The organism is Aeribacillus sp. FSL W8-0870 (assembly GCF_037963755.1).
In the GTDB taxonomy this organism is placed as follows: domain Bacteria; phylum Bacillota; class Bacilli; order Bacillales; family Aeribacillaceae; genus Aeribacillus; species Aeribacillus composti.
On sequence record NZ_CP150165.1, the window covers coordinates 3,485,768 to 3,510,740 of the forward strand.

The 24,973-nt window shown below is 38.1% G+C and carries 27 protein-coding genes and 1 riboswitch; of the genes, 14 read left to right on the forward strand and 13 right to left on the reverse strand.

Features of this window, described 5'->3' with window-relative positions; translation table 11 throughout:
- Positions 1 to 26: 26 nt before the first annotated feature.
- Positions 27 to 1,082 carry a calcium/proton exchanger gene (cax, locus tag NSU02_RS16940; RefSeq protein WP_066247744.1) on the reverse strand — a complete coding sequence of 352 codons (1,056 nt, stop codon included), beginning with the start codon at positions 1,080 to 1,082 and terminating at the stop codon, positions 27 to 29.
- 461 nt (positions 1,083 to 1,543) lie between these two features.
- Here cax and NSU02_RS16945 point away from each other — a divergent pair, with 461 nt between their 5' ends.
- Together NSU02_RS16945 and NSU02_RS16950 are read left to right on the forward strand one after the other, a co-directional pair.
- Positions 1,544 to 2,116 (forward strand): TetR/AcrR family transcriptional regulator, encoded by a 573-nt coding sequence (locus NSU02_RS16945; RefSeq protein WP_066247743.1) that lies wholly within the window; start codon positions 1,544 to 1,546, stop codon positions 2,114 to 2,116.
- Between the two features lie 77 nt (positions 2,117 to 2,193).
- Positions 2,194 to 4,569, forward strand: a complete 2,376-nt coding sequence (locus NSU02_RS16950; RefSeq protein ID WP_339193362.1) for a YhgE/Pip domain-containing protein — start codon at positions 2,194 to 2,196, stop codon at positions 4,567 to 4,569.
- Positions 4,570 to 4,743: 174 nt separating this feature from the next.
- On the opposite strand, the gene NSU02_RS16955 is transcribed toward NSU02_RS16950, so the two are convergent.
- On the reverse strand, positions 4,744 to 5,334 hold the full coding sequence (locus tag NSU02_RS16955) for a nitroreductase family protein (RefSeq protein WP_063386768.1): 591 nt from the start codon (positions 5,332 to 5,334) through the stop codon (positions 4,744 to 4,746).
- A gap of 90 nt (positions 5,335 to 5,424) precedes the next feature.
- Positions 5,425 to 5,811, reverse strand: coding sequence for an OsmC family protein (locus tag NSU02_RS16960; RefSeq protein ID WP_063386769.1), 387 nt, complete (start codon positions 5,809 to 5,811; stop codon positions 5,425 to 5,427).
- 184 nt (positions 5,812 to 5,995) lie between these two features.
- On the opposite strand from NSU02_RS16960, the gene NSU02_RS16965 reads away from it, so the two are divergent.
- Positions 5,996 to 6,142 (forward strand): BH0509 family protein, encoded by a 147-nt coding sequence (locus tag NSU02_RS16965; RefSeq protein WP_063386837.1) that lies wholly within the window; start codon positions 5,996 to 5,998, stop codon positions 6,140 to 6,142.
- Positions 6,143 to 6,565: 423 nt separating this feature from the next.
- Here NSU02_RS16965 and NSU02_RS16970 read toward each other — a convergent pair whose 3' ends face one another.
- From NSU02_RS16970 to NSU02_RS16980, 3 genes are read right to left on the reverse strand one after another with little or no spacing between them, the layout of a single operon-like run.
- Positions 6,566 to 7,393 (reverse strand): YihY/virulence factor BrkB family protein, encoded by an 828-nt coding sequence (locus NSU02_RS16970; RefSeq protein WP_063386771.1) that lies wholly within the window; start codon positions 7,391 to 7,393, stop codon positions 6,566 to 6,568.
- 29 nt (positions 7,394 to 7,422) lie between these two features.
- A complete protein-coding gene (locus NSU02_RS16975) occupies positions 7,423 to 7,746 on the reverse strand; it encodes a YtxH domain-containing protein (protein ID WP_063386772.1) in 324 nt (107 codons plus the stop codon).
- A 16-nt stretch (positions 7,747 to 7,762) separates the two neighbouring features.
- Positions 7,763 to 8,236: a low molecular weight protein-tyrosine-phosphatase gene (locus NSU02_RS16980; RefSeq protein ID WP_339193363.1), complete on the reverse strand. Its 474-nt coding sequence runs from the start codon at positions 8,234 to 8,236 to the stop codon at positions 7,763 to 7,765.
- Between the two features lie 150 nt (positions 8,237 to 8,386).
- Here NSU02_RS16980 and NSU02_RS16985 point away from each other — a divergent pair, with 150 nt between their 5' ends.
- Complete coding sequence (locus NSU02_RS16985; RefSeq protein ID WP_063386774.1) at positions 8,387 to 8,617, forward strand: DUF1128 domain-containing protein; 231 nt, start codon at positions 8,387 to 8,389, stop codon at positions 8,615 to 8,617.
- A gap of 509 nt (positions 8,618 to 9,126) precedes the next feature.
- A complete protein-coding gene (locus NSU02_RS16990) occupies positions 9,127 to 9,309 on the forward strand; it encodes a hypothetical protein (RefSeq protein ID WP_063386775.1) in 183 nt (60 codons plus the stop codon).
- 41 nt (positions 9,310 to 9,350) lie between these two features.
- On the opposite strand, the gene NSU02_RS16995 is transcribed toward NSU02_RS16990, so the two are convergent.
- The 3 genes from NSU02_RS16995 to NSU02_RS17005 form a co-directional block, all read right to left on the reverse strand.
- A complete protein-coding gene (locus NSU02_RS16995; RefSeq protein ID WP_339193364.1) occupies positions 9,351 to 9,722 on the reverse strand; it encodes a DUF1992 domain-containing protein in 372 nt (123 codons plus the stop codon).
- Between the two features lie 21 nt (positions 9,723 to 9,743).
- Positions 9,744 to 10,289 carry a DUF2179 domain-containing protein gene (locus NSU02_RS17000; RefSeq protein ID WP_339193365.1) on the reverse strand — a complete coding sequence of 182 codons (546 nt, stop codon included), beginning with the start codon at positions 10,287 to 10,289 and terminating at the stop codon, positions 9,744 to 9,746.
- Positions 10,290 to 10,392: 103 nt separating this feature from the next.
- Positions 10,393 to 11,628 (reverse strand): DUF418 domain-containing protein, encoded by a 1,236-nt coding sequence (locus NSU02_RS17005; RefSeq protein ID WP_339193366.1) that lies wholly within the window; start codon positions 11,626 to 11,628, stop codon positions 10,393 to 10,395.
- Between the two features lie 172 nt (positions 11,629 to 11,800).
- Positions 11,801 to 11,904: riboswitch (TPP riboswitch) on the forward strand.
- A gap of 69 nt (positions 11,905 to 11,973) precedes the next feature.
- Here NSU02_RS17005 and thiT point away from each other — a divergent pair.
- Complete coding sequence (gene thiT / locus NSU02_RS17010; RefSeq protein ID WP_339193367.1) at positions 11,974 to 12,534, forward strand: energy-coupled thiamine transporter ThiT; 561 nt, start codon at positions 11,974 to 11,976, stop codon at positions 12,532 to 12,534.
- A 41-nt stretch (positions 12,535 to 12,575) separates the two neighbouring features.
- Here the strand turns inward: thiT and menC are convergent, their stop codons facing one another.
- The gene (gene menC, locus NSU02_RS17015) at positions 12,576 to 13,685 is read right to left on the reverse strand and encodes an o-succinylbenzoate synthase (protein WP_339195829.1); all 1,110 of its coding nucleotides are present in this window, start codon (positions 13,683 to 13,685) and stop codon (positions 12,576 to 12,578) included.
- A 264-nt stretch (positions 13,686 to 13,949) separates the two neighbouring features.
- Positions 13,950 to 14,906, reverse strand: coding sequence for a carbon-nitrogen hydrolase family protein (locus tag NSU02_RS17020; protein WP_339193368.1), 957 nt, complete (start codon positions 14,904 to 14,906; stop codon positions 13,950 to 13,952).
- 859 nt (positions 14,907 to 15,765) lie between these two features.
- On the opposite strand from NSU02_RS17020, the gene NSU02_RS17025 reads away from it, so the two are divergent.
- The 4 genes from NSU02_RS17025 to NSU02_RS17040 all read left to right on the forward strand — a co-directional run bounded on the left by NSU02_RS17025 (position 15,766) and on the right by NSU02_RS17040 (position 18,793).
- On the forward strand, positions 15,766 to 17,205 hold the full coding sequence (locus NSU02_RS17025; protein WP_327848582.1) for a PLP-dependent aminotransferase family protein: 1,440 nt from the start codon (positions 15,766 to 15,768) through the stop codon (positions 17,203 to 17,205).
- A 65-nt stretch (positions 17,206 to 17,270) separates the two neighbouring features.
- Positions 17,271 to 17,519 carry a hypothetical protein gene (locus tag NSU02_RS17030; protein ID WP_063386782.1) on the forward strand — a complete coding sequence of 83 codons (249 nt, stop codon included), beginning with the start codon at positions 17,271 to 17,273 and terminating at the stop codon, positions 17,517 to 17,519.
- 248 nt (positions 17,520 to 17,767) lie between these two features.
- On the forward strand, positions 17,768 to 18,610 hold the full coding sequence (locus tag NSU02_RS17035) for an SPFH domain-containing protein (protein ID WP_144598395.1): 843 nt from the start codon (positions 17,768 to 17,770) through the stop codon (positions 18,608 to 18,610).
- A 15-nt stretch (positions 18,611 to 18,625) separates the two neighbouring features.
- Entirely contained in the window at positions 18,626 to 18,793 is a 168-nt protein-coding gene (locus NSU02_RS17040; protein WP_065095528.1) for an Arc family DNA-binding protein, read from the forward strand.
- 169 nt (positions 18,794 to 18,962) lie between these two features.
- Here NSU02_RS17040 and NSU02_RS17045 read toward each other — a convergent pair whose 3' ends face one another.
- Both NSU02_RS17045 and NSU02_RS17050 read right to left on the reverse strand, forming a co-directional pair.
- Positions 18,963 to 20,018 carry an acyl-CoA dehydrogenase family protein gene (locus NSU02_RS17045; protein WP_144598394.1) on the reverse strand — a complete coding sequence of 352 codons (1,056 nt, stop codon included), beginning with the start codon at positions 20,016 to 20,018 and terminating at the stop codon, positions 18,963 to 18,965.
- A gap of 386 nt (positions 20,019 to 20,404) precedes the next feature.
- Entirely contained in the window at positions 20,405 to 20,938 is a 534-nt protein-coding gene (locus tag NSU02_RS17050) for a DUF4242 domain-containing protein (RefSeq protein ID WP_066247720.1), read from the reverse strand.
- Positions 20,939 to 21,064: 126 nt separating this feature from the next.
- Between NSU02_RS17050 and NSU02_RS17055 the strand changes: the two genes are divergently transcribed.
- From NSU02_RS17055 to NSU02_RS17070, 4 genes are all read left to right on the forward strand, one after another.
- Entirely contained in the window at positions 21,065 to 21,511 is a 447-nt protein-coding gene (locus NSU02_RS17055) for a helix-turn-helix domain-containing protein (protein ID WP_066247718.1), read from the forward strand.
- A 637-nt stretch (positions 21,512 to 22,148) separates the two neighbouring features.
- Positions 22,149 to 22,940 (forward strand): ABC transporter ATP-binding protein, encoded by a 792-nt coding sequence (locus NSU02_RS17060; RefSeq protein ID WP_066247716.1) that lies wholly within the window; start codon positions 22,149 to 22,151, stop codon positions 22,938 to 22,940.
- Between the two features lie 60 nt (positions 22,941 to 23,000).
- Positions 23,001 to 23,981 carry an ABC transporter substrate-binding protein gene (locus NSU02_RS17065; protein ID WP_066247714.1) on the forward strand — a complete coding sequence of 327 codons (981 nt, stop codon included), beginning with the start codon at positions 23,001 to 23,003 and terminating at the stop codon, positions 23,979 to 23,981.
- Between the two features lie 188 nt (positions 23,982 to 24,169).
- Entirely contained in the window at positions 24,170 to 24,928 is a 759-nt protein-coding gene (locus tag NSU02_RS17070) for an ABC transporter permease (protein WP_063386789.1), read from the forward strand.
- Positions 24,929 to 24,973 lie beyond the last annotated feature (45 nt).

The following is a 24,973-nucleotide window of genomic DNA, read 5'->3' on the forward strand; positions in this document are numbered from 1 at the left end:
TTGTATTTTATCCGCAAAATATCTTTCTATAATAGATAGAAGCCTATCCCCATGATGACATAAGCAGCAAGCAAAGTAGCCCCTTCAAACCAGTTCGTATCGCCGTCATTGGAAATTACAATCATGAGCAGTACTCCTGTCGCCATGGCAATCAACTCAGGAAGTGTAAAGACGAGCGGCATTTTTTCTGAAAACAGAAGCGAAATTAATACAAGCAAAGGCGCAACAAACATGGCGATCTGCAAGGTTGATCCGATGGCGATTTCAACCGCTACATCCATTTTATTTTTGTAAGCCATAATAATCGCAGACGCATGCTCCGCTGCATTTCCAACAATGGCAACGACAATTACCCCAATAAATAATTCACTCCAGCCAAGTTCATGTGCGACCGTTTCAAACGTATGTACAAGATTTTCCGAAACATATGCAACCGCAATTGTTGCCAAAAACAAAATGATGGTTGCGATCTTGCCAGACCATTCCGGGCTTTCGTGTTCTTCGATCTGCTCCTCTTTTTTCTGATAAACTCCCCGATGGGTTACCAATTTAAAAAACAACGCGGCTAAATAGAGCCCGATCATAATGATGGAAATGCCAATGCTTAACGTCAATGTGTCCGTATCATTCATTGTTTGTGCAAACACTTCTGGAATGACAAAGGCAACAATGACCGCAAACATTAACAATCCAGAATTATGTCTTGCGTCGTATTCATTAAACTTCTGCCGCTTGTACTTTAATCCACCGACAAAAAACGATAAACCTGCAACAAGCAGCAAGTTGCCGATTACAGAACCTGTGAGAGATGCTAAAACAACTGAAATTAAACCTGCTTTTAACGCAAAGATTGAAATAATGAGCTCAACAGCGTTCCCAAAAGTCGCATTCAACAGTCCGCCAATTCGTGGACCTGCCACAATCGCCAAGCTTTCTGTCGCTCTTCCCATAAAACTGGCAAGTCCGATAATCGTTAAACAATAAATTGCAAATAGAAGCAGTGCATTCCAATGCATCAAACTGCCAATAACGGACAACGGCAATCCAACAACAACCAAGGTCGATAATATACGATTGAACATAAAGCTCACCACCCATATTTAGCAATAATTTTCCCGAAAACTTTGCTTACTTATTTTAACAAAAGTTGTTTAAAATAAACACTTCCTTCTAAAAAAGGCCGTTTACAATTATGGAAAAAAATTTGTCCGTAAAAATTATTTTTATTCTGACATAAACAATATATTTTGACAAATCTAAAAAATACAACAACAAGAAAAAAATGATGTCTGAAGCAGAAGCCTGTCGCCGATTACAGCTTCGGATGATTGACGGTATACTATAACGTGGTGGTTTTTGCAAACATTTCACAACGTTATCGTGCTTGGACCTTCTTCCCTTTTTAAAAATGAGGACAGCCGCATGTGTAAAGCCTGTCGATCATTTTGTAAAAAAACCCCTTTATTTTAATCAGGCAATATAGTATGATAATTTTAACGAAATGACCAAAATGTCCATTTAGTCAATCAAGAGGATGAGGAGCATGGCTATCGATCGAAAACAAAATATTATTGATGCGGCGACAAAATCTTTTTCCTTATTCGGGTATAAGGCAACGACGATAGAACAAGTGGCGAAACTCGCGAATGTAGGCAAAGGAACAATTTATACGTTTTTTAAAAGCAAAGAGGATTTGTTAGACGAAATTATTTCCTCAGTTATTGTAGAAATAAAAGAAACGGCAGAGCATGCAATGGACCCCGATCGTCCATTTCTTGAAAACGCCCATCGCGCTTTATATCGCATTGCAGAGTTTCGAAAGCAACATCCACTAACAATTAAGCTTCTCCAAGAAATTCGGGATATCGGGACTCCGGCCGTTCAAGAAGTGATGAAAAGATTGGATCGGGCGATTATCGCCTTTATCCGCGAAAAAATTGACAACGCCATAAAAAAAGGAGAAATTCGCAACTGTGATTCCGAAATCACCGCCTTTTTAATGTTAAAAATGTATATCGCCCTAAACTTTGATTGGGAAAAGGAACATGAGCCGCTGCCAAAGGAGAAAATCGCTGAATTATTTGAGCTGTATTTTTTAAAAGGATTGTCGAAATAGATAGTCCTTCTTCTTTTATCATAAAATGACTAAATGAGCAAAATGGTCAAAAGTACAAAAAAGGAAGGAGATAACCGTTGCGTGGAATCTCATTATTTTTACATGAGCTAAAAATGATTGTAGCGAATCGGAAAATTTTGATTCCTGTTATCGCTATTTTATTTATTCCCATTATGTATAGCGGAATGTTTATATGGGGATTTGGAGATCCGTATGGCCACTTAGAGAGATTGCCGGTCGCTGTAGTCAATCAAGACAAAGGGGCAACATTGAATGGGGAAAAGTTAAAGATCGGCGACGATCTAGTGGAAAATCTAAAAAAGAAAAAGCAGCTTTCTTGGGAATTTGTTGACGAGAAAGAAGCGGAAAACGGATTAAAAAACCGGAAATATTATCTAGTTATCAAAATTCCAGAAAACTTTTCAAAGCATGCAACTACGATAAAGGACGAACACCCTCAAAAAATGGAGCTCATTTATATGCCGAATGAGAGCATGAACTTTTTCGCAGCACAAATCGGGGATAAAACCATTGAAAAACTGAAAGAAGAAGTTGGTGATACATTAACGGAAACATATGCCGAAACAATGTTCCAAAATATTAAGAAGCTGGCAGAAGGGCTCGAATCGGCAAGCGAAGGAGCAAAGAAACTGCATGACGGCATTGATTCAGCAAAACAAGGAGCAATAAAGCTGAAGGACGGGGTTGATTCGGCCAAAGATGGTTCACAAGAGCTGTACAACGGCGCGCTCTCTGCGGAACAAGGAGTTCAAGAAATATATGGACATTTAAAAACGATGGCTGAAAAATCATTGATATTTAAAAATGGGCTGCAATCCGCTAGTTCCGGAGCCGAGCGTCTGAACAGCGGAATGAACCGTTTTAATTCCGGTCTTGAACAATTGATTGCAGGCCAAGAGAAATTGCTCGATGGTGCAGAAAAGGCAAGAAATGGTTCTCAGCAGCTGGCGGATGGATTAAAGCAATCACTTCATGGAATGAAACAAATAAATGAAAAAGCTCCTCAGCTCGCAAACGGAGCCGAGAAAGTACGAAGCGGAGCCAGCAATCTGTCGTCATCACTCGGACAATGGGCTAAGGGAGCAGAACAAACGAAAACGGGAGCGGCACAGGTGAGTGCCGGACTGGAACAACTGACAACCCGGCTTGATGCTATGATCGCTCAAACGTCTGATCCGCAGCAAAAAACGGCACTCAAAGAACTGCGTGCAAGTGTAGGGCAGCTGGCGGATGGAAGCAAACAAGTAACAAGCGGTATCAGCCAGCTTTCCGAAAATGCTGCAGCATTGAAAGATGGAGCTGATCAGCTTTCTTCTGGATCAGCGCAATTGCATAGCGGAACAGTCGCTTTAAGCGACGGTCTCAAACGACTAGTAGCAGGGCAAGAGCAGCTCGCCGCAGGTGCCGAATCATTAGCTGGCGGACAGAAGGAGCTCTCCCAAGGATTATCGACATTCGGTGAAAAAATGAATGAAGCGAAAAGCGGAATAACCCAGCTGATGGAAGGAAGCGGACAATTATCAGCCGGCTTGCATGATCTCGCTTCCGGTTCTGATCAACTGCAAGATGGCACTAATCAGCTTGCTGCTGGTTCCGGCGAATTAGCAAACGGAATGGAAAAACTCACAAATGGGTTAGGAAACTTTTCACACGGAATCGAGCAGCTCTCTAACGGGTCTGGTCAATTGACGGAAGGAATGACGACGCTGGATAAAGGTTCTAATGAATTGGCAGAAAAATTGCACGATGGAGCCAAAGATGCCAGCAACGTCAAAGCGGACAAAGAAATATACGATATGTTTGCAAAACCTATTAAAATTAAAAACGAAAAATTAAACGAAGTTCCTAACTATGGAACGGGGATTGCTCCGTACTTCTTATCGCTGGGATTGTTTGTCGGCGCCTTGCTCGTAACAATTGTGTACCCTCTTCGTGAACCAGCAACTACACCTAAAACGGGAATGAGTTGGTTTTTTAGCAAGTTTGGTGTTCTCGTTATGATCAGCGTCATGCAATCGTTGATAGCCGATACAATTTTACTAGCAGGAGTAGGCATTGAAGTGCAAAGTATTGCGAGATTTATCGTATTTACGATCATCACAAGCTTAACGTTCATGACGTTAATTCAGCTGCTTGTCACAACGTTAAGTGATCCGGGAAGATTTTTAGCAATCATTATCTTAATCTTACAATTAACTACAAGCGCCGGTACCTTCCCGTTAGAGTTAATCCCAACAGCGTTGCAGCCGCTCCACAACTGGCTGCCAATGACATATTCCGTAGCCGGCTTCCGTTCAGTCATTTCGAGCGGCGATTATGCGTTTATGTGGCAAAATGCATTTATTTTGCTCACTTTTATGATCGTGTTTGTTCTCACAACGATCACCTACTTTACAATCCAACATAAACGCCGTTTTAGCGAGGCCGTATAACATTTTGTTTTTGAATTTGCCGGACGAACTTTTACACCTTCGACTCTAGCGTAATATCTGAAAGGAAATTTTTCAGAACTAAATGTGGTAAATCGGCAATGCCACAATTCCTCTTCATAAAAATGAAATAGAAGCAGATCTCTATCATCTGCTTCTATTTTTTTGTTGAAACTTTTATTCATTCAGCGATTCGCCAAAAAGGCCTTCAAAAATGGATTCTTTTATAGGACGACGAGGGGTTGGTGCCTCTCTTTCCTGCAGGCTTTCCGGCAGAGCTTCTTTTTCCCCTTGATAGCCAATTGCAATGAGCGCATTGATTGCATACTCTTCAGGGATGTTTAAAACTTGACGTGCTTTTTCAAAGTCTATGCCTGTCATCGGATGCGTAATCAAGCCTTTTCTTGTTGCTTCTAATGATAAATAGCCCCAAGCTGCACCTGCATCAAAGGCGTGGGAGCCGATTTCCCCCCGCTCGCTAGTCTTTTTAGAAATAATCAAGGCAAAAACCGGGACGTTTTTGCACCAAATTTGATTAAACTCGCCAATGAATGACATAAATCTTTTGCGGTCTTCCTCTGTGCGAGCGATAATAAAACGCCATGGCTGGAAATTGAAAGCAGAAGGCGCCCAGCGTGCTGCTTCAAAAAGGCTTAGTAACACATCCTCCGGGACCTCTTTAGTTAAAAACGAACGCGGAGACCAGCGTTTTAAATAAATAGAATCAATTTCATATTCGGCCTGGCGGGCAAGCTTCGTTTGTGTCATCACATTACCTCCTATAAATCAGATCGGAATTATACACATTTATTGTATTACATTTTTTTCTAAAAACAATTTTTTTGCTCATAAAAGCTTTTATTTTAGTTCAAATGTTTCCGTAATGTTGATGCTGCCTTCTACTGATTGAACCATTGGACAATTTTTGTGCGCCAGCTCCAAGCATTTTTGAATTTGCTCACGGTCCAAATCCTCGCTGGAACTTGAAATGATGAAATGAAGATGAATTTTTTCAATTCTGTTCGCTTTTTCTTCGTTCCGTTCAACTTCAGCTTGAATCGTAATATCGTCATAAACGATTCTTTTTTTATCTAAAATTTTTCTGAAAACACTTCCGCTGCAGCCAGCAATGGCGGAAACCATCAATTGAAATGGACGGAATCCGTATGTAACATCACCTGCCACATGCAGTTCTCCGTATTCAAAAGTTGTTTTATATCCAATTTCCTTCATTTGAAATTCCATGCTGTATCATCTCCTCCATTAATATCTACAATTTTATTGTAATTGATTAATTTTTTTATTTGCAATTAATACAAATTGCGGGAAAAAAATTAAAAAATAAGTTGAACATCTACTCCATCTGTTATATAATAGTTTCAAAATAAAAAAACTGTATCATAACATTATAGAGGAGAGGGGAAAAATGATGAAACGGCAGGAAAGAAAAAATATGATTGATTTTATTGAAAAAATAGGAAATATTGATCGGGAAACGCTTATGTACATGACGGATGCGGACATTGAACACATTTATGCTTCTATTTATGATCGATATTTAGAAATGGCTGAGTAGAAAACGCAAAAGAAGCCTTCCGCCGCCGGAGGTCCGATGCGAACATTCCCGCAAAAAAAGAAGCTTCAACGCGCAGACACTCACCTCTTGCCGAACTTTATTTAATATAAAATTAAAGCTCTGAACTCATGGCAAACATAGCTAAATTCTCGTTGAATACAAAAACCCGGGCTGTCGAAAAAGTCGACAGCCCGAGGAATGCGCTTGATAATATCTCTTTTAATGGTAGCCGTTTTGGCCGTTCGCACTTCCGCTTGTCTTATGCTTCGGCTTGGATTTTGAGTTTTGCTTGTTGTGTTGACCGCCTTTTTTTGATTGCTTTGCCACTCGTATGTCCTCCTGTTTACGTCAATTTTTTCAGCCTCATTTTTAATATGACCATGTGAAATGAAAAAAAGTCTTCGAAATAAATGGCGGCCTTTATTAATTATTGGAATTTTTTGATAAAATTGCATTGATCTCCCCGCCTAATATAATAATAACCGCGGAAAGATAAAACCAAATTAGAAGAATGATCACCCCGCCGAGGCTTCCATATGTCACGCTGAAATTCCCAAAATTTCCGACATAGTAAGAAAAAAGAAGAGAAACAACAATCCAGCCAACGGTAGCAAATAAAGCGCCTGGATATGCTTCAGAAATTTTCATCCGTTTATTTGGCGCAATAAAATACAGTCCTGTAAAAACGATGCACAAAATAACAGCACTTAATAACCATCTTATCGTATTCCATATCGTTAAAAACACTTCTGTAAATCCGAACGCCCGAAATATAAACAAGCCTATCTCTCTGCCAAACACCGGAAGCAGCAGTGCAACTAAAATGACTAAAATCATGGCAAAAGTCAACAAAATAGACATCAAGCGAGCTACAAGGAAATGACGGTTTTCTTCCACTTGATATGCTTTATTAAAAGCTCTGACAATCGCATTAATCCCATTTGAGGCAGACCAAATTGTTCCAATGACTCCGAACGACAAAAGGGTCACATTTTGAGTTTCAATAATATGCCTCACATTGTTTTCGATCAATTTCATTGTATTTCCCGGTGCATATTGTGCGACAAAATCAAGAACAACATCTGAAGAGAGGGGCAAATATGCAAGGAGATTCATTAAAAAAATAAGGAATGGAAAAAGAGACAAAAGAAAGAAGTAGGCTAACTCCGCAGCTAAACTTGATATTTCATCTTCTTTAAACCGTTTAAAAAGCTCTTTAGCGATTTGAAGAAGGTTGATGTGGTCATCCATCTTGGCACCTCATTTCAAACTAGTTTCTGTCAAAGGCGCTCCTTCCATTTTTCTTTTGCTTCTTTCATTATTTCCATTACTTTCGGTGTCGTTTCTTTTAATTCTTTCACTTTTTCAGAAACAAATTCAATATCTTCGATTGTTTGCTCGATTGTTCTTTTGACAGAGTTCATTTTTTCCTTTGTTTTATCAGCAATCTCCATTGGATTTTCTGCGCACTGCTTGATTTTGCTAAAAGCTGATCTGCTTTTGCTGATTACATCGTCCCTTGTTTTTTTATCCAATAAAGAAAGCGCTGCGCCTGCGATCGCTCCGATGAACAGCCCTTTTAACAATTTATTTTGCGATTTCATTTGACTTTCACCTCTTCTACGAAAGATGGTGTTCTTCTTTGATCTTATGGAGCAGCCCTTTGCAGCCTTTGACAACCATGTCATAAACCTCTTCAAAGTTCCCAGTATAATACGGATCAGGGACGTCCAAAATATCAGCATCTGGTACGAAATCCATTAAACGACTGATTTCACCCGTATTGTTATATCCTGCCATCCGGCGCAAATTTCCTAAGTTTTCTCCATCCATGGCAATAATATAATCAAAATCTGATAAATCATTCTTATGAATTTGACGTGCTTTTAAACCTTCATAAGAAATTTGGTAACGGTCTAATATTTCTCGAGTCCCTCTATGCGGCGGGCTTCCTACATGCCAGCCTCCCGTTCCCGCTGAATCGACAAAAATTTTATCTTCCAGACCTTCCCGTTTAACTAAATCACGAAAAACCGCCTCAGCCATTGGCGAACGGCATATATTTCCTAAACAAACAAAAAGTACTTTTATCATTGCTGAAACCTCCTGAAACCATTGCTTCAATCGTTTTTTCATAAGCTGCAAAGAATAGTTTGGAAAGATCAATTTTTTTGATCATAATATTCAATCTTTCATAATACATGATACAATGAAACAAATAAAAAAACGAGAGGATGAAATCAATTGAATTTATGTGAAAAATCAGCAGAAAATATGGAATACATGATTAAAAAAATTACAGAAAAATTGAATATGATCAACATCAGTGCAGTTCAACCAACACATTTTAATGTAAATATGTATGAAGACCTAAAAGAAATTTATGACCATGTAATGAAAAAAAATACTTTCAGCCCCAGCGAAATGCAAGCAATTGCAGAGGAATTGGGGAACCTACGAAAGAGCACTCTTTAAGTGAATTGAGCTTTCTGCTGCTCGTTGCGAATGGGCTTGTGCAAATGACGGCAATAAGTGTTTAACTTAGCGATGTTGAAGTGTTGTGAAAACTCGCAGCTGCTGTCCTCATCAGCTTGCTTCAGTTGATTTGTTATATGTGGTTCTATACGCTTCTCAAAACGATGTTCGAGTCACATTAGGAACCGCCCAATCTGCCATCCATCAGAGGTTTAGCTTGGATTCTAAAGCAGGCGAATCGTGTTCGCGCTCCATTTTCATCATTCTCTTTTTTCTTTTGCAGGAGAAAAATAAAGATAGACCTCCTTGTTGTTTAGAGGCCAGATTTCAGAAGAAATCGTTTTTACTTTAAAGCAGCTTTATAAATTCAGTATAAGCTGCTTTTTGTATAATAACTTTTTGTCAAAACGGTGTCTATTTTTTGAACAAAATATGAATTTTTTGTTTCGTTTTTGTGACAAATGATTTATAATAAAAGAAAACGTTTTCTTTATTTGGGGGTCAAAAAAATGGTCGTGACACTTATGAAATATTTTTATTTATTCGTTGCTCTCTTCTGTTTATTGTCTGGAATTTTGGTCGGTTTTGCAAAGGAGCTGCCGCTTTCGGTGATAGTCATTTTCTTAGGTTTTTTCAATCTTGCTTTATATTATGTCTTCCATAGAGAAGCCTTGAAAAAACAGCAAATTTAAAAGAATGGCGAAAATAAAGGCACCATTCTTTTTCGAAAACGTCAAATAAGCTTTTTATAAACTTTATCTTTATAAAATTGAGATGCAGGTGTGTTGAATATATTCCTTTTCTTCACGATTCGTTCCAATGCTAATTGTTTTTCCGACAGCTTTTGTTGTAATTTTTTCCTTTCGGCTTCATCTTCACAGCATTTTAGTAAATCTTGAATAGTTAATAGTTCCTTTTTCAAGTCATTTTCTTGATCGACCATTCCGGCGTTTCTCAAAAGACGATAAGCCATTCGGAGTTCTTCCGGAATATCAGACAAATCGTCATGCGGGAGAGGCTTCCCCATCCCGGGAAGTTCTTTAAACTCTCCCTCTTCATATGCCTTTTTGATCCGATCCTCAGCAATTTTTGCAAATATATCCACGCTTCATCCTCCCTTCGACCGTTATGTTCGTTCTTTTTCTAAACGCTTTACCCGCTTTTTCATCGCTTTTGTTAAATATCCGCCTTTAAAAGAACGAATTTCATATGAGCTTAAAAACGCTTTTGGTTCTATTTCATTGACAAGGTTTAAAAATTCTTCCTCCCGAGACCGTTTGGCAACAACTTCCAAACGATACCTAATCGAATTCATTCCTTCTCCTTGAAAGACCGTAACCCCAAAACCAGCCTCCCTCAATTTTTTGACTAATCCGGAATTTTTATCCATTAAATTCACATTGTATGTTACATATCCAAAAGCCAGCTTTTTCTCCAGTTCACCGCCCAACAACAGCCCTGCACCAAAACCGATAATATATGCACTAATATTGTAAATATTAGATAAATCTTGAAAAACTATTCCTAAAGCGACAATATAAATCGCTGCTTCTAGCAAACCTATACCAGCAGCAGCCTTTGTTTGATTTTTCACTAACAAAATAGTTCGGATCGTCAATACTGGTACATACAATAATTGCAGCAAAAAAATAAAAATTGCTTGTAGAAACATGTTGCCTAGACACTCCTTTGTTCCATCATACTATAAATTATTTTCGAAAAGAAAGGGCTATCATAAACTCAAAATCTGAGATTTGAAACTACATTTTTACAATTCATCTTGATCTGTTATTATGCTTCAAAACTTCCTTTTTCATGCGAATAGGCTGGCGCTTGAAATACATCGCTGTTCTCCATACCCACTCCAACGGCCCTAATTGAAAATATTTAAACCAAATATGGCTGATGATAAGCTGCACGGCAAAAATTGCGAGTGCAAGCCAAAAACCGGCGAAGGGGTATACTTTACCGTACAATCCCAATCCGTAATGATAAAAAATATATGTACAAATAACAGATTGCATGATGTAATTTGTCAATGACATGCGTCCAACAGGCGCAATCTTCTTAACAATTTGCCGACAGATTGGGTGAAAATATAAAAATATGAGAGAGGTCACATAAAACAACATGAGAAATGGTGCACCGAACACCATGTAAAAACTATTTTCAGCGCTGACCGCAAAAATATTTAACGGAAGCCCAATGATAAGCCCGAAAAACCAGATGGCTGTTAATAACCTTCGATGCTTCTCCGGTTCTTGAAAAAGCTTTTGTTTCGCAAATATCATGCCAACTAAAAACATGCTGATATATGGGAGCATGTTTATTATATAGACAAGCGGTTGAAAAGGCCACATGCCAGACATAGACATGTAAAAAAGCCGATCATGAATACGCTGATGGAAAATATCAGTAAAACTTCCGTTTTGATATGAATGGATTGCGTTTCTTGCCTCCTCTTCCAGTAAGGCAGCCTGCTCTCTTTTTTGGACTAAAGCATCCTCACCATTGGATACAGCCGTCATCAAACCAATAAGGAGCAAATATAAACTAAATAAACATACAGTCCATACCAAAAGAGTTTTCCAGGAACACTTCCGGAAAAAAAGGAGAAGAAACCCCAGCACAGCATAATCCATTAAAATGTCTCCATCCCAGATGAAAAATGAATGAATTAGTCCAAATACAAAAAGCACCACCAGTCTGCGTATATATATAGAAACAAAGTTCCTGCCGTTTCCTAAAGCCCGTTCCTCCATGATGATGATTCCAAATCCGAACAATAATGAGAACATTGTAATAAACTTCATTTGCACAAATATTTCCAAAATATTTCTCGTTAGAAAATCCCATGTTCTCCATGTTTCAGTAAAAAAATTTTCGCTGCCTATTTGGTATAAATATACATCTGGATAGCTGAAATGCGCCATATTCACAAGTAAAATTCCAAATATCGCAGCCCCCCGCACCACATCCACTACTTCATAACGCTCACGATTAAGATTCAAATCAAAACCCCCATTCTGAAAAAAGTTCTTATTATAAACGCCCTTTTTTCATTATTTTTTGTCCAAAGGCTGCATTTCAGCTTTATCGTGTTTAAATTTATTTGAATATAGCGAAAAAAGAATGACAATTTTCTTATAGTCTATTATGATAGACATAAGATTCGAATATCAACAGATCCACAAGGGGAGCTATATGCTGAGAGTGGACGGATATTTCGTCCAGACCCTTTGAACCTGTTAGTTAATGCTAGCGTAGGGATGTGGAAGTATACTGATCCATGATACAGCCTTTTTCCCCCTTATGGATATTTGTTGATAGCAAATAATATACAGGGGGTTTTATTTTTGGAAAAAAATCGCTTATTACTATTAATAGAAGCAGCAATCTTTGCAGCATTGGCAGTTATACTTGATCTTCTCCCTTCCATTCAATTATCATCAGCCATTTCTATATCCATTGCCATGGTGCCTGTACTCATATTATCGTTTCGATCCGGTGCAAAGATTGGCTTCATTTCCGGCTTTTTATGGGGATTATTACAAATTGTATTAGGTGATGCATACATCCTGATGCCTGTTCAAGGCTTCATCGACTATTTTCTAGCTTTTTCCTTTATCGGTTTAGCCGGTCTTTTCAGCAAAACTATCCAAAATAAGCTGAAAGATGGAAAGAAAAGCTCTGCTCTTGTTTTCATCATCTTTGGCGTCTTCATCGGAGCTTTTGCACGTTATTTTTGGCATTTTATCAGCGGTGTCTTTTTCTTCGGAGAATATGCACCAGAAGGAATGTCAGCGGTCGTTTATTCTTTGATCGTAAACGGCATTACGATGATAGGAGCGTTTGTATTATGCGCTGTCGTTACTGTTATTCTCATTATGGCAGCGCCAAGATTGGTTGTAAAATAAACAAAATCATCCTCTGCAAAACATGCAGAGGATAATTTTGTTTATAGGGTAAATACTTTCGTTTCAACAGTGTATTTTTTTAATTTTTCACGGCTTACATGAAAACCGATCCCCGGGTTATCAGGCAAGGCAATTTTTCCATTATAAACCGATATTTCCGGTTCAATAATATCTTCTTCCCAATACTTAGATGAACTGGATATATCTCCTGGCAGTGTGAATTGTTCAAGTGTCGCTAAGGCTATATTATGGGCCCGTCCAATCCCTGATTCAAGCATCCCTCCGCACCAAACTGGAACATTTTGCTCTTTGCAAAAATCATGGATTTTTTTTGCTTCTGTCAAACCGCCAACACGGCCGATTTTTATATTCATAATTTTGCAGCTTCGAAGTTCAACAGCCTTTCGAGCATCTTCGAAGGAACAAATACTTTCATCTAAACAGATCGGTGTGTCCAATTCTTTTTGAAGTTTGCTATGATCCACAATATCATCGTGCGCAAGAGGCTGCTCAATCATCATTAATTGAAACTCATCCAATTGTTTTAGATGATTTATATCTTTTAATGTATAGGCACTGTTCGCATCAGCCATTAAATCCAAGTTCGGAAAATGCTTCCGTATTTCCTTAACTACTTCAATATCCCAACCTGGTTTAATCTTTATTTTTACTCTCTTGTATCCTTCCTCCTGATATTGTTCAATAAGACTGATTAAATCTTTTATTGTTGGCTGAATACCGATGCTCACCCCAGCTTCAACTTCTTTTTTCATTCCCCCGAGAGCTTGTGAAAGAGGTATATTTTGCTGTTTTGCATATAGATCCCACACGGCACCTTCCAAAGCCGCTTTTGCCATATAATTTCTGCGAATAAAACGAAACGATTCAGCCAACTCACGAGGATGATGAAACGTCGTCTTTGATAAAATCGGAATGAGGAAATCTTCGATCATGTGCACAGTTGTTTTCAAGGTTTCTTCTGTATACCATGGAATGGAAAAAGCAACCCCTTCTCCAAAACCGGCTGCACCATCATCATCCTTTACTTCTACGATCAACAATTCGCGATCGTGAATGTCTCCATAGCTAGTAGAAAATGGGGCTTTCAAACGCATCTGTAATATATGCAAAACAATTTTCTTAATTTTTATCAATTAAGAGCATCTCCTTTTTTAAACAAGCTCTCAGCTAAGTTCGACAAAATCATTGCCATTCGCCAGAGGGCTCGATATTTCCCGGAAAATATTTCTTAAAATAGCGAATCCACTCGAACGTTTGTTTTACACTAATTATAAAATAAACGCTTTCTTAATGTAAAGGAGCAAGGGATTTCTTTATTTCCCTTATTGTTTATTGAACTGCAAAATCTCAAATAAATAATGAGATCAATCGTAGAAACGAGTCTCATCATGAGATTAATTTTTCCACTCAATAGTTGTCTTCTTCTCTTTGTTGACTAGCAATTTAAAAACATCAGGTCTTGCATAATGCCCAACAGGATCAAAATCAAACTGGCTATAGGCGATTTGTTTCATATCCAGTTCTGCAATGATGATGTCTTCCTTGCCAAATACGGGCTCTGCCACATATTCGCCCAACGGTCCAACAATCGCGCTACCACCTCTGCTCATTATTTCAGGTGAAGAAGCAAGTTCATCATAACAAGCCAAATCTTTCGGATACATATCTTTTGTCACATATTGATTGGCAGACAAAACAAAGCATCTCCCCTCCAAAGCAATGTGGCGGATTGTTGACTGCCAAGTTTCCCTTGCATCAGCCGTTGGGGCAATATAAATTTGAATTCCTTGTGCATACATCGCAGCCCTTGCTAACGGCATATAATTTTCCCAGCAGATTAGCGCCCCTATTCTTCCATAAGGGGTGTCAAACACTGGTAATGTGCTTCCATCCCCTTCCCCCCAAACAATCCGTTCTGCTGCAGTCGGTTTTAATTTGCGGTGTTTTCCTAACAACTGTCCGTCAGAATCGAAAAATAAAACAGAACAGTAAAGTGTCCCGCCGCTAAATTCATTATCCCTTTCTGTAACGCCTATCACAAGGTAGACACCTGCTTTTCGAGCCGCTTCGCCCAGTTGTTCCGTCGTTTCGTCCGGAACAGCTACAGAATTGCTCCAGTATCTATACCAATCCTTCCTCCCTTCAGCCGAACGGCTCCCAATCGTTGTACCGAAAGATAAGCCTCTAGGATAAGCGGGAATAAAAGCTTCAGGAAATACAACAATCTTTGCTCCTTTTTCAGCAGCTTGATGTATGAGGCTAACCGCCTTTTTTGTCGTGGCGTCTCGGTCCATAATAACAGATGAGGCTTGTATAACAGCAACTTTAACCTTTTGTGCTCTGTTCGACATATTCTTCCCCTCCACCAAATTGAAAAATCTAAAGCCATCTTAAATGCCGAAGCTCATGAACCTTCAAAGTCAATAACCTTCGGAAGTTGCCCCCCTATTCATCTTCCATAAAAAAATCTGCACAGGAAGGAAAACACTTTGAATAATCCTCTTTTTTAGCATAGAAGGGCCGGCCCATATATTAGAGTTCAAAATAATTGGATTATGTTTTTCCATGAGAGCTTTTCATGTGATATCTCATCTGAAGTAATTTAATGGTAATTTCTTAGCATGCTCCTTTGTACAATACAGCTGTGGCTGAGTGTCGAACTAACTATCAACACTTAATTCTATAGAAGCATTAAGCGTAAAATATGAGAAACGGTTTGAATTGGAGTATATTATTCATAATAAAAATGTTCAAAAATTTTTGGACCATCCAATCAAAGATTTTGTCAATCATCCAATTTCAATACTGCAACAGCCATTTATCCAAGACGAACCATAAAGTGAAATAAATTTGCCGAAAATCGCACATCTATTTTAAGGGTTTTCAACTTCAAGTAAAGAAAAAATCGGGCAGGACAGCTTTAAGCATTGCGTCCATGTTACAAAAGATAATGATTTTTCAGCAGCGTTCAAATCATGTGCTAAAAACTCCAAGTTAAAATAAAAGTGGATGGGTAAAATGTTACTGAATTGGATGGGCATTATTCTTTCATCTAGCGTTATAATTAATGTTTGAACAGGTTCAAATTTTGATGAATATAACAACATTTTCGATTATGTTCAATAGGAACATTCTATAGATAAATAACAAAGAACCTGATTAACTTGCCATATTGCAGGAAGTGCCAAGCAGATCAAAAGGGTGAAGCATATGGACTGGAAACCGGATCGAAATGCAAAAAAGCCTATATATAAACAGCTGGCTGAATATATTGAAAATGGAATTGCGGATGGCACATTTCCCCCTGATAAACCGCTGCCTTCTGAACGGTTTTTGGCCAATAAGCTGCAAATAAACAGAAGCACAGTTGTGGCTGCATATGACGAATTAGAATCAAACGGACTTATCGAGAGAAAGAGAGGAAGCGGAACAACAATCAGCAAAGATATATGGGGCATGACAAAGAAGCGTGTACCAAGCTGGAATCGGTATATTGAGGCAGGATCGTTCTTGCCGAATTTGCCTGTGACCCAGAGAATACGCAAAGAGATGGAAGAGCATAAACTAATCAATTTAGCTAGCGGTGAATTGTCGGAAGATCTTTTTCCAATCGACTCCTTGCGAGAAATCATTTCGACACGGTCATTTATCGGAAGCCTGGGATATGATCATCCTCAAGGGAATGAGATATTAAGAAAAACTATCACAAAGCATGTGAAACAATATCGGAGAATTGAGACAAATCCGTCTTCCATTCTCATCACATCAGGAGCGCAGCAAGCTTTATATTTAATCGTCCAATGCTTATTAAAGCCGGGTGATGCGATAGCATTAGAAGAACCTTCGTATTATTACAGTCTCCCGGTCTTTAAATCAACCGGAATAAGACCTTTCTATTTACCAGTTGACAAAGACGGTATAAACCCGGATGATTTGCTTCAATTGCATAAAAAACATCGAATCAGGATGATCTTTTTAAATCCTGCTTTCCAAAATCCATCAGGTGCTTTCCTTCATAAAAACCGACGGAAAAAAATATTGGAAATATCGTCTGAGTATGGAATACCGATTGTTGAAGACGATCCTTACAGTTTAACGTCCTTTAATAGGGAAGAAACCTACCCGCTAAAATCGATGGATGAGCATGGAAATGTCTTATATATCAGCTCATTGTCGAAAATTGTTGCTTCTGGTTTGCGAATTGGTTGGATTATTGGACCAAAGCCTGTGATTGAAAGATTGTCTGATGCCAAACAGCAAGTGGATTTCGGTCATGCCAGCTTTACTCAATGGATTGCCAATGATTTTCTGGAATCTGACGACTTCGATGCCCATATCAACTGCTTAGTCAAACGGCTCGAAAACAGAAGGGATCAAATTGTCAAAAGCCTTCGATTCTACTTAAAAGACGATGTTGATTTTTATATCCCGCAAGGAGGCATTCATTTATGGTGCAAAATAAAGAAAGACTTTAATGAGATCCAGCTGCTAGAAGAGTCGATCAAGCGCGGGGTTATTTATGTTCCGGGCTCAACACTTGGATCAAGTACAAAATATGTCCGTTTTACCTTCGCAAGAGAAAATGAAGAAAATATAAATGAAGGAATAAAAAGATTTGCTGATGCATTTTATAATATTCAGCATAAATAAATTCCTATTTTCAGGTGATTATCAAAATTCTCTACCACAATGTAAAGAGACAGGGAGATGGTTTTATGTATAGTATGTTATTGACCGTAGGCATTATTATTTGTGTACTTGCACTCATTTTAACTGCGTTTATCGGAAAAGAAGTAGGAAACAAAATAGAAACATATAAAGCGATCGGGAACAGTCCCCATGATGAACTTGCAAGGTCAAGGGAATATGAAACAAGCTCCTTTCGCAATGTTCGCTCGTTGACATGGATTTATACCTTATTGTTTATTGTCATCCTCATTGTATGTCTTATTTTTCTGTTTTAATGCTAAAGAAACGAACCTATGCAAACAATAATGAACTAAATATATTTAAACCTAAATCCTCGACTAGCCCTTGCTAACGAATGACGTTTAGCATGGTTGTTAGTTGAGGTTTTTTATTTTGGTTTTCATTGAATTTTCATAGCTCCAAAAACGTTTTTCGCCAAAATTTTTTGACAATATACATTTACATTTATTTCAAAAAGTGATATCATTTTAATATAAAAATAATATGAGAGGGGCAATGAAAGTTGAAAGAAAAAAAGGCATGGTTTATTGACGGGTTTATTGGAATTGTACTAATCGTTGCACTTTTGCTCGGAGCAGCTTTTACATTTATCCAGGAGTTTATTGTTCTTGCAATTGTATTGGTTGTTCTTGCCGCACTGCTTGGAAGCGGTCTTACCATTGTACAGCCGAATCAAGCAAACGTTGTCATTTTCTTCGGACGTTATTTAGGAAGCATTCGGAAAAGTGGCCTTGCCTTAACGGTTCCATTAACTATTAGACAAAAGGTGTCCCTTCGCGTTCGAAATTTTAACAGCAAAAAGCTAAAAGTAAACGATGTGGAAGGGAATCCGATTGAAATTGCTTCGGTCATCGTCTTTAAAGTAATCGATTCCGCAAAAGCAACTTTTGATGTGGATGATTATGAAGAATTCGTGGAAATCCAAAGCGAGGCTGCCATTCGTCATGTAGCAACGAAATATCCTTACGATACGTTTGATGACCACAATATTACATTAAGAGGCAACGCCGATGTTGTTTCAAAAGAGCTGGCAGATGAATTGCAAGAACGGTTGAACGTCGCTGGAGTTGAAGTAATAGAAGCTAGACTGACTCATTTAGCTTACTCGACTGAAATTGCCAGCGCCATGCTTCAGCGCCAGCAGGCAGCCGCCGTTTTATCTGCGAGAAAAAAGATTGTCGAAGGAGCCGTCAGTATGGCCCAAATGGCTGTCGAGCAGCTGGCTAGCGACGGAACGATTGAGCTTGATGAAGAAAGAAAGGTTAACATGGTGAATAATTTAATGGTTGCGATCATCTCCGATCGCGGCACCCAGCCGGTCATAAATACCGGAAGTCTATATTAATGGTTGTGTCGCACCATGGCAAAAAAGAAAAATTTCCCTTTAAGAATCGATCCTGAATTGTATGCCGTTATTGAACGTTGGGCGCAAGAGGAATTCCGCAGCGTCAATTCCCATATTGAATTTTTATTGCGGGACGCTGCTCGACGCGAAGGAAGGTTAAAGAAAAAAAAGGAGAAAGAATAAAACATCGATCATCTTTTCCGCAAGTCGAAAATTGGCTGCTGACTTCCTTCAGATCTTGGCGCCCTAGACACCCTTGTCTTAAACAAAATACTGCTGCTTTAAAGCTTGGCGAATGTACAGATGCCCAGCACATACAAAAAATCCCTTATGGAGAACCATGAGGGATTTTTTATGAGTGAAGAACTTTTTCTAAATGTTTCACTGTTGGTGTTAAATTAGCAAAGAAATACGCTTCGCGGAGTCTGCGGGAAGGTGCACTATGCATGAGATATCCGGCGCTTCCGTGATGAAGCATGTTTGCCTGTACAGCTTCAAGTGTTAAATAAGCAGCTTCCAAACGTATCCTTGCAATTTCTTTCCAGTCGAGTCTTTGACCGCTGAACAATGCATGAATGTCATCTTGAATTTTGCGCTCTTGTGTTTTCAATTGACCCGGCTGTATTTTTAAAAAGCTGTTGCAGCCATTTTGTTTATTAATAACCTTTTCAATGGAGGCGATGGAAGATCGTATAACACCTAAACCAAGAGGTATTTGATATAAAATGAAAACCGGGCGGATTTTCTCCACAAAAAGATCCGCATCGTCAGATACAACCCACTCATTCGGGACAAAAACATCTTGAAAAGTACAAGAATATGTTGCGCTTCCATTTAAACCTAGAAAATCATTTTTTTCCTTTAATATTAATCCTTCCGCATTGCTCGGAATAAAGCACATGATTCGTTTGTGTTCATCCACCTCAGCAATCACACCGAACCAATGATTGTCACCTAGATTGGATACATTCGGTAAAACACCTGAAAGTATATAACCATCTTCTTTAGGTTTTGCCTTTAAGTGCAATTTTTCAAGTCCTGCATAATATTTCATCGGATTCGATAAGCCTGTTGCACCTAAAATTTTTCCATTCTCCAGCAAAGGGAGCAATTTATTTTTTAATGAAAGATTGTTGGAATTTCGTACATAAGTTAAAGCAGCCAGATGGCACCATAGACAAAATGCAGTCGTCATACACCATTTTGCTGTTTCTTCTACCACTTTCATTTCCTGTAAAATATATTCCTTTTGCGACTTATGATTCGTAGAGAAAAATCCAGCTTTCCCTAGCTCCCGCAAATATTGCTCCTGGTAAAAACCTTCCGCATCAATTTTTTTCACATATGGTTTCAATTCTTTTTCAATTAACTGCTCCAACGTTTCAACTTTTTCGTCCAAACTATTCATTTCATTCATCACCCGCGTTCATAATGTCCGAAATCAGGCATTCCAATTATTATTAAATAAATAATTCCTACGTGTTTAGTTGGTTTAAAGTCATTTTATTATATTAGGTTCAAAAAATCAATCTTTATTTTGCCGCCCCTTCTATTTTTTTGATAAAGATGAACCTGTATATGTATTTCAAAAGAGCTTTGCAAAAAAAAGACAATAAACCAATGCTTGGTTTATTACAACTTCCTGAAAGTAGCCGGCATCCGCCAGCTACTTTCAGATAAAAATCGAAAAAATATAAAAGCAAGTGGAGAGAAACGCATTGTTTTTCTCCACTTGCTTCATTTTAGGGACTTATCGGACAGCCCCGCCTCTTAAAAAAAGGTGATTAAAATTGATTATTTATCTGCCAATATTTCCGTAATGGAGTCAATTGGTGTTTTTACTGCGTTGCGGGCACGCTTAACAGCCTCTTCATCTGGTGCATCGTAGAAGCAAAGGCATTTTGTCATATCTTCACAAACATAAGTTCTAGAAAATGTTACTTCAGGAACTTCTTGATAATGTACAGAGTTTTTCTTCTTTCTCTCCAAATATTGTTCCATTGTCAAATCTTCTGGTAAATTCCATTCAACCAAATAATTGACAACTTCATTATTTTTCTTTACATCTTCGAGTTCTTTTCCAACAAGACGAACTTGTTTTACTAGATGAATAGGTATATGAATATCTTTTAACGTTTCAGTGGCAGCTTTTTGATTTTCTGCTTCAACAATAAAGAATGCGCGTGAGAAATCCTTTGATACTTGAAGTTCAATTAATGATGCCTGATTTTCGTTTAATTTTCCTTGAAGCTCTGAAACTTTTTGATCTAATTCCTCTTTTGCTGATACAATACCATTTAAGGATGATTCAATTAAGTATAGCGCCATATTTTTATCCCCCACTTTTTTATTATCATAAAGTCATTTTAATATACTTAGTTCAAAAAATCAACTTAATCACTTTTAAATTATTTTATGTTAAAATGGATTGTAACAAATGGAGGAGATTAGTTTATGAAAATAAGATATGATATCCCTTGCAACATCGCGCAATCACTTAATATCATTGGAGATCGTTGGACACTGTTAATTATTCATGAAATTTTAAACGGAAATGCACTTTTTAATGAAATTAAAAAAGCTTTACCGGGAATTTCTTCTAATTTGCTTTCGGAACGTCTCAGATATTTAGAAGAAGAAGGCCTCGTTCAATCAGAGCTTTATTCACAGCATCCACCTCGATACCGCTATGTATTAACACAAAGCGGAAAAGATTTAGAGCATGTTTTCAATGCACTTATTATTTGGGGAAGCAAACATTTAAAAAAATGTTATAAAAAACTGATTGACCCGGCTACAGGTGATGAGGTGGACATTGCCTATTATTCCAAAAAAACAGGCGAACTTGTCCAAAATGTTGAAGTTATTTCTATTGAAAGTGAGCTTCAAAATATTAAATAAAAATGCTGTCAGGTCCTCTAAGACTAGTTTAAGGATAGGCGTGCTGGAAGCTCCGGCAATTGCCTTTCAGGAGGAGTTTTTCCACGCGTCTAGCCTCTTAGATACCAATTTTTACATTAATTCATTTCCCTTTGTCTAACGAATACGAAGTCCATATTATAAATCCCCTATTCCAGGTTATCATCATTCCGTTGTTCTCCTTTTTCAACACCTTCCGTAAAATCCAGTATGCTTGAATCACCTACCTATTCTTAAAGCATCACTTTAAAAATCCCGCTTACAGCTTTAAATGTTTTCCTGCCTCCGGCTTCAAAAATGCCATCCGCAAACGTCCATCATAATAAAAATCTATAAAAACGCAATGACTAAGCTTATCCTCATTGAACTCCCATCACTTCTTCTACAAAACGTCCAGATACATCGGTGCAAACCGCTCACAATCAAAATAACACGATTCATTCTCAAAAATTAAAATCATTGACACCAAAAAATATTTTCTATATATAGTTGAAAAAACTAACAAAGTATAATAAAATGATCTACAAATATTAAAACTTACTATTCTTATAAGAATTATTTTGTTAATGAATTAACCAAATATTAATGAAAATCCGACGACTAAGAGGCGGTGTAATGAATGGATTCTCAGCAGTCTACAATTATTAAAGTTGAAAATTTGAGCAAGAGCTTCACAAATAAAAATAAAAAAATACACGTTCTAGACAATATTTCACTAGAAATAAAGCAAGGTGAAATCATCTCCATATTAGGAGAAAGCGGCTGCGGGAAAAGCACTTTTTTAAATATTATCGGCGGCTTTGAAAAGGCGGATAGCGGTCAAGTTTTGCTTGATGGGAATGTGGTGAATCAGCCGAATCGCAAATGCATAATGCTGTTTCAAGACTATGGACTGCTCCCATGGCGAACAGTGCTTAAAAATGTAGAATTGGGGCTGGAAGGTCTCAAGCTTCATCCTGCAGAACGAAAGGAAAGAGCGTTACATTACTTGGCATTGGTTGGTCTAAAAGGAAAAGAAGATTTGTTTCCTCATGAACTTTCTGGAGGAATGCAGCAAAGAGCTGGAATTGCCAGAGCACTTGCACTGAAGCCAGAATTAATTTTAATGGATGAACCGTTTGCAGCATTGGACACGTTTAATCGTTATTATTTGCAGGATGAACTGCTTCGCATCCAGCAAAAGGAAAAAACAACTATTATTTTAGTTACCCACGATATTGATGAAGCAATCTATTTATCAGACCGGATTCTCATTATGCATCCAAATCCCGGTCATATTCACAGGGAGATCAAGATCGCTCTCTCGAAGCCTCGAGACCGAAGCCATTCTGATTTTCAGTATTATCGAAAAATCATTTTTGAAGAATTCCACTTTAACCATCCTAATGTAACAACGGAGTATTATATCTAATTTTTCAAAGCAAGCTCACATTGTATATAAAAAAATAAAAATAGGAAAAGGGGAAATTAGATGAAAAGGATTATTCAATCTGGACTGTTTCTATTAGTTATATCAGTATTGTTATTGACAATGGCTGCTTGTGGGGCAAACGGAAGCGATAATACTTCCGAAAGCGGCAAAGATGGAAAAAGAACAATCAAGATCGGGTATTTGCCGATTACTCATGCAGTACCTCTGTTTATCGAGAAGGAATTAGAAAAATATGAAAAATTCAATCTGGAACTCGTGAAATTTGGTTCGTGGCCTGAGCTTGTAGACGCCTTAAACACAGGCAATATTGACGGAGCTTCCATGCTTGTTACTTTGGCTATGAAGGCAAAAGAGCAAGGCATTGATTTAAAAGCTGTCGCATTAGGACATCGAGATGGGAACGTACTTGTCGTAGCAAATGATATTAATAGTGTTAAAGACTTAAAGGGGAAAAATTTTGCTATTCCACACAAATTCTCCACTCACAATATTTTGCTTTATCAAATGTTAAAACAAAACGGATTAAAGTACGATGATGTAAAGGCTGTCGAGATGCCTCCAGCAGAAATGCCGGCAGCTTTATCTGAGGGCAGAATTGCTGGATACGTCGTTGCAGAACCTTTTGGTGCAGCTTCCGTATCGATCGGAAAGGGCAAGGTACTATTTCAAGATAATGAAATTTGGCAAAATTCCATTGACTGTGCACTAGTACTGCGCGGTGAATTTATCGAAAAGGAAAAAGAGATTGCTCAGGATTTTGTTAATTATTACTTAAAAGCTGGTGAGGTAGCAGAGCACAAGGATGAGCAAACAATTGAAATGTCCTCCAAATATATGAAAGCGGACAAAGAAGTAATGGATTTATCTTTTAAATGGATTGCTTATGACGATTTAATCATTCATGAAAAAGACTATAAAGAATTAACGAAAAACTTGATTGAGATGGGCTTACAAAAAAATCCGCCATCTTATGAAGAATTTGTAGATCATTCGCTAATAGACAATGCAAAGCTTCCATAAGGGGGATTCCTATTCCTCTCACTCATTTTGAGCAAACCGAAAGATGGACGCGAATTTATGGTTAAGCAGGTACTAGGCATGTTGAACAACAGAAGCCCTAATGATGGAAGGATACTGGAATGACAGTTCCGCATGGTTGATGATGCATAAATTCACCAATTAATTTGAGAAAAAAGAGAAGTGATAGGATGATTAAATATAAGAATTTCATAAATGTCATCATTGGTTTTGCTATCTTGATTACCTTGTGGCAGTTAATTATTTTCATTGGAAAATATGATTCAGCACTTTTCCCTTCACCCATTCAAGTATGGGATGGAATACTTTCGCTTATTAAAGATGGTACACTGTTCGAACATTTTCAAGTGAGTATCATGCGATTTTTGGCTGGATATCTTTCTGCCGTTGTATTAGCGATCATTTTAGGACTTATTTTTGGCAGAATTCCACTATTATGGGGAGTGATTGACCCAATTATCCAAGTATTGCGGCCTGTTTCGCCAATCGCATGGTCGCCGTTTATTGTACTTTGGTTTGGGATTGGCAATATGCCGGCAATAGTAATTATTTTTATTGCTGCCTTCTTTCCTGTTTTGCTATCGACAGTATCTGCTGTAAAGAACGTTGATAAAACTTATTTGAAAGTGGCGCAAAATTTCGAGATTAAAAAATTCGAGCTATTGCGCAAAATCATTTTTCCTGCCACATTCCCTTATATTGCGAACGGGCTTCATATAGCTGTAGGTACAGCTTGGATTTTTCTTGTAGCAGGAGAGATGGTTGGAACGCAGTCAGGACTTGGTTATTTAGTTGTCGACGCCAGAAATTCCATGAGGCTTGATTTAGTCATGGCTGCTATACTATTTATCGGCGTATCCGGGCTGCTTCTCGATAAAGCGGTCGGACTTATTGAAAACTGGATTAATCGTATTTGGGGAAGAGCATAATCGCTGTGCACGGCAAACTTTCCTGTTTCAAGGGATATCTCAGCC

Coding starts and splice junctions, on each gene's coding strand:
- cax (WP_066247744.1), bottom strand. CDS start 1,082: ATGTTCAATCGTATATTATCGACCTTGGTTGTTGTTGGATTGCCGTTG.
- NSU02_RS16945 (WP_066247743.1), top strand. CDS start 1,544: ATGGCTATCGATCGAAAACAAAATATTATTGATGCGGCGACAAAATCT.
- NSU02_RS16955 (WP_063386768.1), bottom strand. CDS start 5,334: ATGACACAAACGAAGCTTGCCCGCCAGGCCGAATATGAAATTGATTCT.
- NSU02_RS16960 (WP_063386769.1), bottom strand. CDS start 5,811: ATGGAATTTCAAATGAAGGAAATTGGATATAAAACAACTTTTGAATAC.
- NSU02_RS16965 (WP_063386837.1), top strand. CDS start 5,996: ATGAAACGGCAGGAAAGAAAAAATATGATTGATTTTATTGAAAAAATA.
- NSU02_RS16970 (WP_063386771.1), bottom strand. CDS start 7,393: ATGGATGACCACATCAACCTTCTTCAAATCGCTAAAGAGCTTTTTAAA.
- NSU02_RS16975 (WP_063386772.1), bottom strand. CDS start 7,746: ATGAAATCGCAAAATAAATTGTTAAAAGGGCTGTTCATCGGAGCGATC.
- NSU02_RS16980 (WP_339193363.1), bottom strand. CDS start 8,236: ATGATAAAAGTACTTTTTGTTTGTTTAGGAAATATATGCCGTTCGCCA.
- NSU02_RS16990 (WP_063386775.1), top strand. CDS start 9,127: ATGGTCGTGACACTTATGAAATATTTTTATTTATTCGTTGCTCTCTTC.
- NSU02_RS17000 (WP_339193365.1), bottom strand. CDS start 10,289: ATGTTTCTACAAGCAATTTTTATTTTTTTGCTGCAATTATTGTATGTA.
- NSU02_RS17020 (WP_339193368.1), bottom strand. CDS start 14,906: ATGTCGAACAGAGCACAAAAGGTTAAAGTTGCTGTTATACAAGCCTCA.
- NSU02_RS17025 (WP_327848582.1), top strand. CDS start 15,766: ATGGACTGGAAACCGGATCGAAATGCAAAAAAGCCTATATATAAACAG.
- NSU02_RS17030 (WP_063386782.1), top strand. CDS start 17,271: ATGTATAGTATGTTATTGACCGTAGGCATTATTATTTGTGTACTTGCA.
- NSU02_RS17040 (WP_065095528.1), top strand. CDS start 18,626: ATGGCAAAAAAGAAAAATTTCCCTTTAAGAATCGATCCTGAATTGTAT.
- NSU02_RS17045 (WP_144598394.1), bottom strand. CDS start 20,018: ATGAATAGTTTGGACGAAAAAGTTGAAACGTTGGAGCAGTTAATTGAA.
- NSU02_RS17050 (WP_066247720.1), bottom strand. CDS start 20,938: ATGGCGCTATACTTAATTGAATCATCCTTAAATGGTATTGTATCAGCA.
- NSU02_RS17055 (WP_066247718.1), top strand. CDS start 21,065: ATGAAAATAAGATATGATATCCCTTGCAACATCGCGCAATCACTTAAT.
- NSU02_RS17060 (WP_066247716.1), top strand. CDS start 22,149: ATGGATTCTCAGCAGTCTACAATTATTAAAGTTGAAAATTTGAGCAAG.
- NSU02_RS17065 (WP_066247714.1), top strand. CDS start 23,001: ATGAAAAGGATTATTCAATCTGGACTGTTTCTATTAGTTATATCAGTA.
- NSU02_RS17070 (WP_063386789.1), top strand. CDS start 24,170: ATGATTAAATATAAGAATTTCATAAATGTCATCATTGGTTTTGCTATC.